Annotated in this window: 10 protein-coding genes; 4 read left to right on the forward strand and 6 right to left on the reverse strand. The window is 67.3% G+C overall.

Features of this window, described 5'->3' with window-relative positions:
- Nucleotides 1-324: 324 nt before the first annotated feature.
- Nucleotides 325-945, reverse strand: a complete 621-nt coding sequence (locus Q1K09_RS04770; protein WP_300343712.1) for a hypothetical protein — start codon at nt 943-945, stop codon at nt 325-327.
- Between the two features lie 82 nt (nt 946-1,027).
- Here Q1K09_RS04770 and purU point away from each other — a divergent pair, with 82 nt between their 5' ends.
- Entirely contained in the window at nt 1,028-1,897 is an 870-nt protein-coding gene (purU, locus tag Q1K09_RS04775; RefSeq protein WP_300343713.1) for a formyltetrahydrofolate deformylase, read from the forward strand.
- 150 nt (nt 1,898-2,047) lie between these two features.
- Here purU and Q1K09_RS04780 read toward each other — a convergent pair whose 3' ends face one another.
- The 3 genes from Q1K09_RS04780 to Q1K09_RS04790 form a co-directional block, all read right to left on the reverse strand.
- Nucleotides 2,048-2,740 (reverse strand): SDR family oxidoreductase, encoded by a 693-nt coding sequence (locus Q1K09_RS04780; protein ID WP_300343714.1) that lies wholly within the window; start codon nt 2,738-2,740, stop codon nt 2,048-2,050.
- 190 nt (nt 2,741-2,930) lie between these two features.
- Complete coding sequence (locus Q1K09_RS04785; protein ID WP_300343715.1) at nt 2,931-5,048, reverse strand: TRAP transporter permease; 2,118 nt, start codon at nt 5,046-5,048, stop codon at nt 2,931-2,933.
- On the reverse strand, nt 5,045-6,043 hold the full coding sequence (locus Q1K09_RS04790) for a TAXI family TRAP transporter solute-binding subunit (protein WP_300343717.1): 999 nt from the start codon (nt 6,041-6,043) through the stop codon (nt 5,045-5,047). Before Q1K09_RS04790 ends, Q1K09_RS04785 begins: the two co-directional genes overlap by 4 nt.
- A 279-nt stretch (nt 6,044-6,322) precedes the next feature.
- Between Q1K09_RS04790 and dapD the strand changes: the two genes are divergently transcribed.
- The 3 genes from dapD (at nt 6,323) to Q1K09_RS04805 (ending at nt 9,603) form a co-directional block, all read left to right on the forward strand.
- A complete protein-coding gene (gene dapD, locus Q1K09_RS04795) occupies nt 6,323-7,276 on the forward strand; it encodes a 2,3,4,5-tetrahydropyridine-2,6-dicarboxylate N-succinyltransferase (protein ID WP_300343718.1) in 954 nt (317 codons plus the stop codon).
- Nucleotides 7,277-7,319: 43 nt separating this feature from the next.
- The gene (locus Q1K09_RS04800) at nt 7,320-8,390 is read left to right on the forward strand and encodes a hypothetical protein (protein ID WP_300343719.1); all 1,071 of its coding nucleotides are present in this window, start codon (nt 7,320-7,322) and stop codon (nt 8,388-8,390) included.
- A gap of 256 nt (nt 8,391-8,646) precedes the next feature.
- On the forward strand, nt 8,647-9,603 hold the full coding sequence (locus Q1K09_RS04805; protein WP_300343720.1) for a hypothetical protein: 957 nt from the start codon (nt 8,647-8,649) through the stop codon (nt 9,601-9,603).
- A 169-nt stretch (nt 9,604-9,772) separates the two neighbouring features.
- On the opposite strand, the gene Q1K09_RS04810 is transcribed toward Q1K09_RS04805, so the two are convergent.
- Nucleotides 9,773-11,059, reverse strand: coding sequence for a citrate synthase (locus Q1K09_RS04810; RefSeq protein WP_300343721.1), 1,287 nt, complete (start codon nt 11,057-11,059; stop codon nt 9,773-9,775).
- Nucleotides 11,060-11,197: 138 nt separating this feature from the next.
- Entirely contained in the window at nt 11,198-12,298 is a 1,101-nt protein-coding gene (gene dapC, locus Q1K09_RS04815) for a succinyldiaminopimelate transaminase (protein ID WP_300343723.1), read from the reverse strand.
- Between the last annotated feature and the right edge of the window lie 4 nt (nt 12,299-12,302).

Consider the following 12,302-nt stretch of genomic DNA (forward strand, 5'->3'; position numbering starts at 1 on the left):
ACTGAGCGGGCTGGTCGACGAACAGCGGCACAATGACGTCCAGGGCCCGCCAGCGAGACTGGTAATCGAGTGGTTGCTGGTTCGAGTCCAGCCGGGGGAGCTGAGAAGAATCACCAGGGGAGCCTCCACCGTCATCGGTGGAGGCTCCTCCTGTTTCCAGCCGCTTCAGGCTCACGCCGGTCCGCATAGGGTTTATAGGCCATAAGCGTGGTGCTGGCTCGGGCGTGTCCAGGTGCCCAGAAGCGTGCCCACCCGGGGATCTCGGTTCTAACCCGTGAGACGGCGTCGTTCCGTCAGATCATGGCGGGACAAGAACGACACTTGTCAGCCGCTGGCGGGAGGCGTCCATTCTGCCCGCGCACGGGACTGCTCCCACAACGCCTCGCGCAGTTCAGCCTCGCTGAGTCGCTCGGGATAAGCGAGCGTGCTCAGCAGGTCTTCGCAGCCGCACGGCTTGTTGTAGTACTCCCAGGTGACTATTTCCACATAGTCGGGGTGACACTCCGGCTCCGGCATCATGCCTTCCCCGTCCCACTCTTGGGGCCACCCGGCGGGCTCGTGCGCTTCCCGCTGAGCCACAGCTTCAGGGTCAGTGCATTCGACCCACGCCTCCTCGGGGACACCGATGTATCCCGGCGGTCGATCGGGGTCCGGCTCCGCTGTTGCCCATTCAGGCGGTGTGCGAACCGAGGAAGCGCGGGCTTCTTCCGACTCCTGAGCTGCGACGGGGCTCGGCGTTGGCGCGGGGGCAGCCGCGGTCTCCGCCGTTGGGGCTGCCTCCCCGCTGTCCGAGGCATCCTGGCTGGAGCAGCCAACCACGAGGAAGATCAGCAGGACTGCTCCAGCGGCGAGGATGCCGAGGCCGACGGGGGTGCGGTGCAGCGTCTTCCCGGCCGGCAGTTCATCGACGTCCCGTGAAGCGTAGGTGGACTGCGTTCTAGGCATCGTTCAGGACTCCCTCAGGGTGCGGTGTGCTAGAGCATAGGAGTTTCGCCGCCCATCCGGTACCCCGGCGTAGACTGGCCGCGTGACCACCACACCAGATGCAGACATCGCACGGCTGATCATCTCCTGCCCGGACCAACACGGGATCGTGGCCGCCGTCTCCACTCTGATCGCCGAACTCGGCGGCAACATCCTCACGCTGGACCAGTACTCCACGGGCGTCGAGGGCGGCCGGTTCTTCCAGCGCACCGTCTTCCATCTTCCGCGCCTGGCTGCCCGCCGCTCCGAGGTGGAGCAGGAGGTGGAGTTCCGGCTGGCCCGCCCCTTCTCCATGGAATGGCAGCTCACCGAAGCTGCCCGGCCCAAGCGGGTGGCAATCTTCGCCTCCAAAACCGACCACTGCCTGCTGGACCTGCTGTGGCGCCACCGGCGAGGCGAGCTGCCGATGCAGATCGCCGTCGTCATCTCCAACCACCCCGACCTGGAGGAGGATGTGCGACGCTTCGGCATCGAGTTCGTGCATGTGCCGGTGGACCGGGAGAACAAGGCCGCCGCCGAGGCCGAGCACCTGCGGCTGCTGGACGGCACCGTGGACTTCATTGTGCTCGCCCGCTATATGCAGGTCCTCTCAGCGGACTTCCTGGAGAAGATCGGCGTGCCGATCATCAACATCCACCACAGCTTCCTGCCGGCGTTCATCGGTGCCGGACCGTACCAGAAGGCCAAGGACCGCGGTGTGAAGCTCATCGGCGCCACGGCCCACTACGTCACCGAAGACCTGGACGAGGGCCCGATCATTGAACAGGACGTCATCCGGGTCTCACACGCCGACGACGTCGCTCAGCTGACCCGCTACGGAGCCGACGTCGAGCGCTCCGTACTCTCCCGCGCGGTCAAGTGGCACTGCGAGGACCGGGTCATCCGCCACGGGAACTCCACCATCGTCTTCTAGATGCACTTCCCGGTGAGGTGGTGAACGCGGGCTGAAGGCGGCACGCCCCCAGACTTACGTGCCGGATGGGCCCTTACTCGGGCCATCAGGACCGGAGTTTGGGCCCTTCTGGCACGTGATGGGGCCGACGGCGAGGCCGGCGGCGGGGGTTTACGGGTCCACCGGCCGGATGGTCAGCTCCTGGATCATGGAGGCAGCCTCATTGTCCACCGCCAGGCGTGCGGTGCGAGCCACCGCTTCAGGTGATATGTAGCGGGCGCCGTCGTACTCGGTGTTCCCGTAGGAGGCCTGGAGCGCGACCTGCATCTCAGTGTCGACCTGGCCCGGGTGCAGGGAGGTGACCCGCACCTGGCCGCGCTCCTCCTCGCGCAGTGCGTCAGTCAGCGCCCGGAGCGCGAACTTGGTGCCGGAGTACAGGGCGCTGCCGGCGCGCGAGCGGTAGCCGGAGCCGGAGTTGATGGCGATGACATGACCTTTGGCGGCGCGCAGGGCCGGAAGGGTCAGCCGGGTCAGCTCCGCGACGGCGAAGACGTTGATCTCGAACATCTGCCGCCATTCGCTCAGGGGCGCCTCCCCCACCGGACGCATCCACGCCAGGCCGGCGGAATGCACCAGCACGTCCAGCCGGTCGCGCCCGGTCCGCTTCCACGCGGCAGCCACGGCCTGCTCATCGCCCAGATCAGCCAGGAAGGGCTCCGCGCTCGACAGCGAGGCCACCACCTCCTGGACGCGATTGGGGTTAGTGCCTCCCACCAGGATGTGGTGGTCGCGGCCCAGTTCCTCGGCGATCGCGCGGCCGATGCCGCGGGACGCGCCTGTGATCAGTGCAGTCTTCTCAGCCATACCTTCACCTTACTGCGCGGCGGCGCCGCCCTTGCTGGCCGGACGCCATCGGCTTGCCCTGCCGCCAGTGGGCGCCCGTGCCGCACCACCCGAGGTCGCCGGCGCGACAAAGCGCCGCCAACGGCCGGGTCTGGTGCGGTGCACCACCCGTGCCCGCGCGCGCCGGCGCGGGTGGTGAGCTGCGAGCTCCCTATTGGGCGGCGGGCCTGCCGGCGTCGCTCGTCTCAGATGCGGTGATATCTGCTGGTTCATCGCGGTCAATCTGGGCGCCGCGTCCGCGGCCGCGGGCAATGAACTGCAGCACCAGGCCCACACCCATGGCCACCATGCCTGCCGCCGATACTCGGATGTCCGGGTAGATCAGCATCAGGCCGCCGAGAATCAGCAGCAGCCGCTCAATCCATCCCGCTCGGGCGATGAGATAGCCGGCGAGCCCGGAGGCCAGCGCGACCATGCCGATGATCACCGTCACCAGGGAGATCAGCAGCTCCCCGGTGGTGCCCTGCAGCAGCAGGGCCGGCTGCAGGATGAACACATAGGGGATCAGGAATCCGGCGAACGCGATCTTCAGCGCGGCCACCCCGGCTGCCATCGGATTGGCGTTGGCGATGCCGGCTCCGGCATACGCGGCAAGGCACACTGGTGGCGTGATGTCGGCCAAGATACCGAAGAAGAAGACGAACAGGTGGGCCGCAATCAGCGGAACATCGAAGTTGTTGTAGAGGATCGGAGCGGCCACGGTGGCGGTGACCACGTAGTTCGCCGTGGTGGGCAGGCCCATACCCAGCACGATGCAGGCGATCATCACCATCACCAGCACGACCAGGAAGTTTCCGCCGGCCAGGTCCACCAGACCGCGGCCCAGCTGACCGCCCAGTCCGGTGGTGGTCACAGTGCCGGCCACGATGCCCGCGCAGGCACAGGCCATGATCACCGGCAGCGCAGTGCGTGCCCCGGCGATGAACATGTCCAGAATCCCCCGGGGACCCAGGCGGGTTGAGGCCCGCAGGAAGCTGAGCACGAACGCGGTGCCGATGCCGTAGAGCGCCGCAGTGGTCGGGGTCAAGCCCGAAAGCAGCGTGGAGACGATGATCACCAACGGCAGCACAAGGTCGATGCGCACCAGAAGCGACTTCCAGCTGGGCAGCTCCTCCACCGGCAGACCCCGGATCTCATTGCGCTTAGCTTCGAAGTGCACTGAGAGGAACGCTCCCAGGAAGTACAGCAGCGCCGGGATGATCGCAATGACGATCAGATCGTTGTACTCGATCCCCGGCACGTTCTGCGCCATGATGAACGCCGCGGCACCCATGATCGGGGGCATCAGCTGCCCGCCGGTGGAGGCGGTGGCCTCGGTGGCGGCCGAGATATGCGGTTTGAACCCGGCCTTCTTCATGATCGGGATGGTGAACGATCCGGATGCCACAGTGTTGGCCACCGAGGAGCCGGAGACCATTCCCTGCAGAGCAGAGGCTCCGACGGCGGCCTTCGCCGGTCCGCCGGTGTACTTGCCGGCCGCGCGGAAGGCCAGGTCGTTGAAGAACTGACCGATATTGGTTCGCAGCAGCACCACAGCGAAGAACAGGAACAGGAAGATGAAGTTCGCCGAGACCTGCAGGGGTGTGCCGAAGACACCGCGGGTGGAGAGGAAGATATCGGCGGCGAATCCTTCGAAGCTATTGCCGCGGTGGGAGAAGATCGGCGAGTGGTTGCCCAAGATGCCGTAGAGGATCGCCAGGCCGGCGATGATCACGATGGGGATGCCCACGCAGCGCCGGGTTGCTTCCAGCACCAACAGGGTGCCGACGACGGCGACCACCATGTCCATGGTGCTGTAGCCGAGGATGGCCACTGCGTTGGACTGCAGGTATTCGTAGCGGAAGAAGATGTAGAGATTGCAGAACAGTCCTGCGCAGCCCAGCAGAGTGTCGTACCACGGCACCCCGCGGTGGTGCCCGATCAGCAGGTCTTTCCACCGCACCCCGGTCGGCTGCGCGGTCAGCAGCCGTTTGCTGGCCGGGTACAGGAAGAACACCAAAGCGGTGGCGCCCGCCAGGTGCAGCGCGCCGTGCATCCATCCGGAGAAGATGCGATCCAGCGCGAAGTAAAGGTGGTAGACGGTGAAGGCTGCTGACAACCCTCCGATCAACCAGGCCCACCAGCCCAGGTTCGTGCGGAACCGGCTGGAGACGTCGTGCTCACGGAGGATCTCCTCGGCCTTCTCCTCCCCCGCGGCCCCCGGCTTCTGGGACGCAGACTCCGGGGACGCGGGGGTGGATCCGGCCGTACGCTCGGCCGATGCGATCACGGCAGGTCGAGGCCCTGCTCTTCGTAGTACCTCTCAGCGCCGGGGTGCAGCGGGACGCTGCCGATACCGTTCAGCGCCTCCTCCAGGGCGATGCTCTCGCCCACGTCCAGGGTGATCTGGTCGGCGTTGTCGAAGATCGCAGCGGTAATCTCGTAGCCGAGATCCTCGCTGACTTCAGTGGTGGAAGCCACCAGCGCGGCGAAGACCGAGATGGTGGTGACGTCCTCCTCGAGGAAGTCGTAGGAGTCGGCGGTGATCTCGTAGGCCTCGAAGTCGCCGCCGCCGGCAATCTCCTCAGCCATCGAATCCTCGATGTCCAGCAGCTCGACGTCGGTGGTGCCGGCCAGCTGAGTCAGGCCCGCCACCGGCACGCCGACCACGAACATGGTGGCGTCGATCTGGCCGTCGGCCAGCATCTCAGTGGAGGTCCCGAAGTCGGTGACCTCAGCGGTGTAGTCACCCTCTCCGATGCCGTGGGCCTCCAGGATGGCGTCGGAGATCACACGGGTGCCGGAGCCGGCGTCGCCGACTGCGATGGTGCGACCCTCCAGGTCTTCAACGGACTCGATGTCGGAGTCCGCGCGCACAATGATGTGCATGGCCTCCGGGTAGAGGTTGGCGATCCAGCCGAAGTTGTCCAGCTCGACGCCCTCCAGCTCCGGCAGTTCACCGTTGACCGCCAGAGCCGCAGTGTCGTTCTGGCTCAGGCCCAGCTGGGCCTCCTCGTTGTAGATCTGGCCGAGGTTGTCGCCGGAGCCGCCGGACTCCACATAGTTGACGGTGGCGTCAGTATTGGCCTCGATGATGTCGGACAGCTCACCGCCGAGGGGGTAGTAGGTTCCTGCGGTGCCGCCGGTGACAAACGTGAGCTCTTCGCCTTCGCCATTGCCGGCGTCTCCATTGCCGCCGTTGTCGCCGTTGTCATTGCCGCAAGCGGCCAGCGCCGTCATCGCCGCGATGGCGGCCACGGCTGCAGAGGTGCGACGGATATTCATAAGTTCCTCCTGGTCGAATGATCCTTCTAGAGGCGAGATGCGGCTCACCTGACCTGGGCGGTCATAGGTGTCCCCAGCCAACTCTCTGAGTTCACACTAAGCCAGGCACAATGCATACGGCTAGCCTGAAACACAAATGTAATCAGTCCGCGATCCGCGACGGCCGGCGAGCCGCGCGGAGGCAAAGCGTCGCGGCCAGGGCAGCGTCCGACCGATCTCCACGAGGCGCTGCAACTTGCAAGCTTCGCGCGCCCACCGGGCATACGTAGGATGGAGGCCATGACAACTGACGCTCGCACTGCTTCCGGACATGGCCTGGCCACCATCGCCGCCGACGGCACCGTGCTGGACACCTGGTACCCCTCCCCCACGCTGCGCCCGCTGGCGGAGAACTCCGATGACTCGCTGCTGGCCTCCCTGCGCGAGGCCGAAGGTGAAGACGCCGACCGGGGCGTGCGGCTGCAGACCGTCTCCGTGGAGGCCGAGCTGGACGCCGAGGCCGCCAGCACCGAGGACGTGTGGCTGCGTCTGCATCTGCTCTCCCACCGGCTGGTCAAGCCCAACACCATCAACCTCGACGGCATCTTCGGTCATCTCACCAACGTGGTGTGGACCAACTTCGGTCCCTGCCCGCTGCGGGACTTCGAGACCACCCGGCTGAGGCTGCGCGCCCGCGGGCACGTCACCGTGCACTCCATTGACAAGTTCCCCCGGCTGGTGGACTACGTCACTCCCGCCGGAGTGCGCATCGGCGACGCCGACCGGGTCCGGCTCGGCGCCCACCTGGCCGAAGGCACCACCGTGATGCATGAGGGCTTCGTGAACTTCAACGCCGGACCCCTGGGCACCTCCATGGTCGAGGGCAGGATCTCAGCCGGCGTCGTCGTCGGCGACGGAACCGACGTCGGCGGCGGAGCCTCCATCATGGGCACCCTCTCCGGCGGCGGGAAGGAGAAGATCACCCTCGGCGAGCGGGTGCTGCTGGGGGCCAACTCCGGCGTCGGGATCTCCCTGGGCGATGACTGCGTGGTGGAGGCCGGGCTGTACATCACCGCCGGCACCAAGATCACCGTGCTTCAGGGCGAAGGTTCGGAGCCGACCACCGTCAAGGGCAGCGATCTTTCCGGAGCTTCAGGGCTGCTGTTCCTGCGCGATTCCACCACCGGCCGGGTGGAGGCCCGTCCCCGGAAGGGTCAGAAGGTCGAGCTCAACGCGGCGCTGCACGCCAACTGAGCCGGGGTCCCGCATGCATACACGCCGTCGGCCCCGAAAAGTGGTGGCCACACGCACTATGGAGCGCCGCCGCAGACGACGCCGCGCGGTGGTGGCGATCGGCATCACCGCATCCCTGGTGACTGGAGTCGGCTACGGGACGTGGCGCTTCATCGAGGAGAGGGAATACCTCCTGGAGGAGCGCTGCGAGGTCACCGTCGGCGAGGAGATTCTGGAGCTGACCCCGGAGCAGGCCCGCAATGCCGCGCTGCTGTCCGCGGCCGCCGTGGACCGGGGGCTTCCTCCCGAGGCGGCGGTGCACGCAGTGGGAATCTCGCTGCAGGAGGAGGACCTCATGCTGCGGGAGCCCACTGAGGAGGGCGGGTCACCGGCCCTGTTCGCCCGCGGCGCGCCCTCCTGGTCCGACAGTCCGGACGCGCAGCGCTCGGCCGTCACCGTGGAGGGCTTCTACAGTGCGCTCGAGGCCTCCTGGGAGGAGGCGCAGGAGGCCGAGGAAGCCGCCGATGAGGAGGATGAGGACGCAGAGTCTGATGAGGCCGCCGAGGATGAGGAGCAGCCGCAGCATTGGGATCCGCAGCTTCCCCTGGACGAGGCCGCCCTTGCCTTGGACCGACCCTACAATCCGCAGTTCTACCCCCAGCACGCCGCCCGGGCGCGGGCATTCGCCCGGCCGCTGACCGGTCAGCAGCCGGTGGACATGACCTGCCACCTCTCGCAGCTGGATGTCTCCGGGCCTGATCCGCAGGGCGTGGCCTCAGCGCTGGTGGAGCAGCTCTCCTCAGCATTGGAGATCCCCTATACCGAGGAGCCGGAGGACGACGAGGAGAGCGACGACGACGCCGAGCCGGAGCCGATTCTCGACGGTGTCATCGAGACGCGCGGCAGCGGCGCCGATGCCGAGGTGGAGGTCTCGGTGCCGGCGGCCGACGGGGCCTACGACTACCAGTGGATGGTCGCCCACTGGGCGGTTGCGGTGGCCCGCGACTACGGCATCCAGACTGTCGATGCGCGGACCTACCGCTGGGACCGGGACTCCGCCCGGTGGAGCCGCAACGGCGCGGAGCAGGACACCGGCAGCACCACAGTGGTGCTCGGCTTCAGCCGGGAGAGCTGACCCCGCCAGCACGTCGGCGGCCCCATCCGCCGGTCAATTGTGCCCCTATTTCGAGTCGACTCCTGCTGAAATAGCGGCATAGATGACCGGCAGTGGGGGCGAGGACCGGGAGGCGGGGCTGAGCCGTGGGTCGGGTGCGCTCGTCTGAGACTCGCACTTTGCCCCAGCCTGGGCTCAGCGGCTCTGTCCGCGCCGACCTTTTCACCCGCGGGCGGTTACTCTCGGAAATGTGCTGTGACCGTGAGAGACCTGAAGCATGGCTCGCTACCGCTTCAGCCGGCGGCGTTCCCGTGACTACCCCCTGCCCGCCCAGGGCATGCGATACCCGGAGCTGACCGCGGCACTGCCACGAAGGGACATCCAGCACGCCGTCCGGGGCGGGGAGCTGCTCACGCCGGGTCGGGACCTCTACATTCCGGCCCCTGAATCGGAGGCCGAGCGACATGTGGCCACGCTTCAGGCCCTGTGCCGAGGGACGGAGCATCTGGTCAGTCACCACACGGCCGCGGCCCTGTGGGGCATGGTGTCCCGTGAGGTGTCTGCTCCCTACCATGTGACCTCACCAGCCGCCTCGGCCCGCATCCGCCGCCCAGGGCTGGTCATCTCGCACCGCAGCGACGTGCCCGCAGCTGACCGGACCATGCTGGCAGGGCTTCCGATCACCACTCCGGCGCGCACGTGGATCGACGTGGCGTTGACCTGCCCCGAGCTCGAGGCAGTCGTCCTGGCCGACCGGTGCCGCCGCCGAGGCCGCGCCGAATACAACGAAGACCCGCGCCCACTGGCGGACAGTTCAGAACTCGAGGCTGCACTGCGACGACGCGGAAGGCCTCGCGGCATTGCCCAGGTCCGCCGTGCATTGGAGCTGAGCAGGGACGGTGTGGACTCGCCTCAGGAAACGAGACTGCGACTGCTGATGCGCCGGGCAGGCCTGCCCGAGCCGGAGGTCAATGTGTGGATCTGCGATGAGCACGGCCAGCGTGCAGTGCAGCCCGATCTGAGCATCCGCCAGTACCGGGTGGCGATTCAGTACGAAGGGTGGGAGTACCACACGGCTCCGGAGCAGATGGCCCGAGACGTTCGGCGTCAGGAGCGCACGGAAGCGCTGGGGTGGACTGAGGTGCGCATCACCCGGGACCATATGCGCAACGGCGGAGCGGAAGCGGTGCAGAAAATCCGGCGGGCTCTACGTCAGCGGGGGTGGCGCGGTTGAGCTGGCGCCGGCTCAACCGGCTGCAGCAAACTGCACCACGGTGACCACCGCATCGCCCCCTGCGAGGGTCGAGCGGTCACTGATGCTGCTAAATCACGCGGGCAACCGCTGAATTAGCAGCAGGAGTGACCGCCCGATGGGTGAGGGCCGGCGGGGCGGCCGGAGAGGCTCAGCCCTGGCCGGGGTAGTCCCGCAGCGGCTCGCCCACGTAGATCTGGCGCGGGCGGCCGATCTTGGTGGTGCGGTCGCTCATCATCTCCCGCCACTGGGCGATCCAGCCGGGCAGCCGGCCCAGGGCGAACAGGACGGTGAACATCTTCTCCGGGAAGCCCATCGCCTTGTAGATCAGCCCGGTGTAGAAGTCCACGTTCGGGTAGAGCTTGCGTTCCACGAAGTAGTCGTCCTCCAGGGCCTTCTGCTCCAGGCGCTGGGCGATGTCGAACAGCTCGTCGTCGCCGCCGAGTTTGCCCAGCAGCTCATCGGCCAGGCCCTTCACAATCCGGGCGCGCGGGTCATAGTTCTTGTACACCCGGTGGCCGAAGCCCATCAGTCGGATCCCAGCCTCCTTGTTCTTCACCTTCTCCATGAAGTCCTCGGGGCTCAGGCCCTCGGCCTGGATCTCCTTGAGCATGTTCAGCACGGCCTCATTGGCCCCGCCGTGGGCAGGCCCGTAGAGCGCGTTGACTCCGGCGGAGATGGAGGCGAAGAGGTTCGCCTGGGAGGAGCCGACCAGCCGCACCGTGGAGGTGGAGCAGTTCTGCTCATGGTCAGCGTGCAGGATCAGCAGCGTGTCCAGCGCCTTGGCCACATCCGGATCCACCTCATAGGGCTCTGCGGGCACGCCGAAGCAGCCGCGCAGGAAGTTGCCCACCAGGTCCAGACTGTTGTCCGGGTAGAGCATGGGCTGGCCCATGGACTTCTTATAGGCGTAGGCGGCAATGGTCGGCAGCTTCGCCAGCAGCCGGTACGTGGAGCGCTCCACCTGGTCCGGGTCGAAGGGGTCCAGCGAATCCGGGTAGTAGGTGGACAGCGCCGAGACCGCCGAGGAGAGCACCGGCATCGGGTGGGCGTCCCGCGGGAAGCCGCCGAAGAAGTTCTTCAGCTCCTCGTGCAGCAGGGTGTGCCGGCGGGTGAGGTTGTCGAAATCGGCCAGCTGCTCGCTGGTGGGCAGCTCGCCGTAGATCAGCAGGTAGGTGACCTCCAGGAAGCTCGACTTCTCCGCGAGCTGCTCGATCGGGTAGCCGCGGTAGCGTAGGATCCCTTCGGCACCGTCGATGTAGGTGATCGCCGATTTGGTGTTGGCGGTGTTCATGAACCCGGGGTCGTAGGTGACCGCACCGGTGGTCTTCAGCAGAGGAGCGATGTCCAGACCGTCATTGCCTTCCACAGCGGATACCGTGGGCAGCTCAAGGTCATGCCCCTGGTACTCGAGGCGGGCTGGGCTCTGCTCAGTCAACGTTCCCTCACTTCCTTACCGCTGGTGCGGCTGCGACGGGTCCCCGGCGCTGCCTGCGGCAGTGCACACCGGTGGACACACGTGGGTGACAACAGTAGATAACCTACCGTGCTGCGGGCCGCCGGGGCGAATGCGCCCTCAGCCGCCCAGCCGCTCGGCGGCCGCGGCGATCCGATCATCCGGGGCAGTCAGCGCCACCCGGATATATCCGGCTCCGGCCTCTCCGTAGAACACACCGGGCCCGACGATAATGCCCTGATCCGCCAGCCGCTGCACCTGCGCCCAGGTCTCCCCCGAGCCGTCTGTGCACCACAGGTAGAGGCCGGCCTCGGAATGCTCCACACGGTAGCCGGCCTGCTCCAGGGCAGGTTTCAGGGTACGACGGCGGCTGCGGTAGATCTCCCGCTGGGCGGCCACATGTGCCTGGTCGGTCACCGCCGCACGCAGCGCCTCCTGGACGGGGGCGGGCATGATCATCCCGGCGTGTTTGCGCGTGTTGAGCAGCCCGGCGATCAGCTGCGCACAGCCGGCGGTGAATGCGGCTCGGTAGCCCGCCAGGTTCGACTGCTTGGACACCGAGTAGACCGCCAGCAGCCCTTCGTGGCTTCCTCCGCAGACCCGCGGGTCCAGCACGGAGGGGACCTCCTCGGTCTCCCAGGGCAGCTCGGCATAGCATTCATCGGAGGCCACCACGGCTCCGACCTCGCGGGCGAACTCCACGGCAGCACGCATGGTGGCGACGTCGTCAACCTTCCCCGTCGGGTTGCCCGGAGAGTTCAACCAGATCAGCTTCACCCGGCGGCGGGTCTGCTCATCCAGGGCGGTGACGTCATCGGCGGCCACCGGCTGCGCGCCGGCGATGACCGCACCCATGTCATAGGTGGGGTAGGCGATCAGCGGGCGGACCACCACATCTCCGGGGCCCAGCCCCAGCAGGGTCGGCAGCCAGGCCACGAACTCCTTGGACCCGATGGTCGGCAGGACCGCCTCCGGGTCCACACCGGGGGCGGAGCGGCGCCGGGCGAACCAGTCGGCGATGGCCTCGCGCAGCGCCGCGGTGCCGTGGGTGGTGGGATAGCCGGGCGCATCAGCGGCACGGCTGAGCGCCTGCCGGATGACCTCCGGCGTGGGGTCCACGGGAGTGCCGATGGAGAGGTTGACCTCCCCGCCGGGGTGGGCCTGGGCGGCGGCCCGGTAGGGGGCCATCGCATCCCAGGGGTAGTCGGGAAGGGTCAGCATGGCC

Source organism: Nesterenkonia sp. (genome assembly GCF_029265375.1).
Taxonomy (GTDB): Bacteria; Actinomycetota; Actinomycetes; order Actinomycetales; family Micrococcaceae; genus Nesterenkonia.

Coding starts and splice junctions, on each gene's coding strand:
- Q1K09_RS04780 (WP_300343714.1), bottom strand. CDS start 2,740: ATGGCTGAGAAGACTGCACTGATCACAGGCGCGTCCCGCGGCATCGGC.
- Q1K09_RS04805 (WP_300343720.1), top strand. CDS start 8,647: ATGGCTCGCTACCGCTTCAGCCGGCGGCGTTCCCGTGACTACCCCCTG.
- Q1K09_RS04770 (WP_300343712.1), bottom strand. CDS start 945: ATGCCTAGAACGCAGTCCACCTACGCTTCACGGGACGTCGATGAACTG.
- dapD (WP_300343718.1), top strand. CDS start 6,323: ATGACAACTGACGCTCGCACTGCTTCCGGACATGGCCTGGCCACCATC.
- Q1K09_RS04790 (WP_300343717.1), bottom strand. CDS start 6,043: ATGAATATCCGTCGCACCTCTGCAGCCGTGGCCGCCATCGCGGCGATG.
- dapC (WP_300343723.1), bottom strand. CDS start 12,298: ATGCTGACCCTTCCCGACTACCCCTGGGATGCGATGGCCCCCTACCGG.